1 protein-coding gene is annotated in these 1,141 nt (G+C 72.0%); it reads left to right on the plus strand.

Going from position 1 to position 1,141, the window contains the following annotated elements; all coding sequences use genetic code 11:
• Positions 1-25: 25 nt before the first annotated feature.
• A complete protein-coding gene (locus AB0E63_RS46485; RefSeq protein ID WP_360381356.1) occupies positions 26-1,006 on the plus strand; it encodes a nitroreductase family protein in 981 nt (326 codons plus the stop codon).
• Positions 1,007-1,141: the final 135 nt, after the last annotated feature.

Below are 1,141 nucleotides of genomic sequence, written 5' to 3' on the forward strand. Positions count from 1 at the left end.
GTATCACCAGTGGGAGGAGCCTCCGATGCCTGACCAGCACTTGCCGGCAGACCACGTCGACAGCATGCTCGAAGCGGCCATCGCGGCCCCAAGCATGCACAACACCCAGCCCTGGCGGTTCGAGGTCGCCGGTCACGTGATCGACCTGTTCCTCGACGGCACCCGCACCCTGCCCGCCGAGGACCCCACCGGCCGCGCCATGCGGATCGCGGCCGGTGCCGCGACCTTCAACCTGCGCTGCGCGGCCGCCGCCCTCGGCTACGGCACCTGGTACGGCCTCGCCCCCTACCCCGAACAACCCGACCTGCTGGCCCGCATCGTCATCGAACCCACCAGCACCCCCGACGAGGCACTGCGCGCGCTCGCCGAACAGATCCCGCACCGCCACACCGACCGCCGCCCCTCCGACCCCACGACCCCGTTGGCCCAGCCCATCCGGGTCGCCCTGGTCCACGCCGCCTACGCCGAGGGCGCCGAGCTGACCTGGCTCGGCGAACCCGAGGTCCACACCGTCCTCGACCTGGTCCTGGACACCGACCTACGCGAGATCGGCGACTGGCACCGCCGCGCCGAACGCGCCCACTGGGTCGGCGGCGACCGCCCCACCGAAGGCATCCCCAGCACCGCCCTCGGCCCCCGATCCGCCAGCTACCCGGCCGCCGTCCGCGACATGGCCACCCGCCCGGCCGACCGGATGCGGCAGGAAACCACCTTCGAGACCCACCCCGATCTGGCCGTCCTGTCCACCGACTACGACCAGCCCGCCGACCAGGTCGCCGCCGGCGCCGCCCTCGAACGCGTCCTGCTCACCGCCACCCGGGCCGGCGTCAGCGCGTCGTTCCTCAACCAGCCGCTCGAGTTCGACGACCTGCGCCGCAAGGTCCAACTCCTCACCCAGCGGCCCGGACACGCCGACATGATCATCCGCTTCGCCCACAGCCGCCCCGGCCCCGGCACCGCCCGCCGCCAGGTCGCCGACTTCCTCCCCGCCAAGGAGCAGCCATGACCACCACCCTGCAACACGAGATCGACCGCTGGGAAGCCGACCTCCACCACATCGCGGACAACAGCACGACGGACAGCTGGTTCCTCGAAGAACGCCGCTTCGCCGAAGCACAACACACCATCACCGCCTACCGCA

Origin of the sequence: Kribbella sp. NPDC026596, from assembly GCF_040638415.1 — a bacterium.
GTDB lineage: Bacteria > Actinomycetota > Actinomycetes > Propionibacteriales > Kribbellaceae > Kribbella.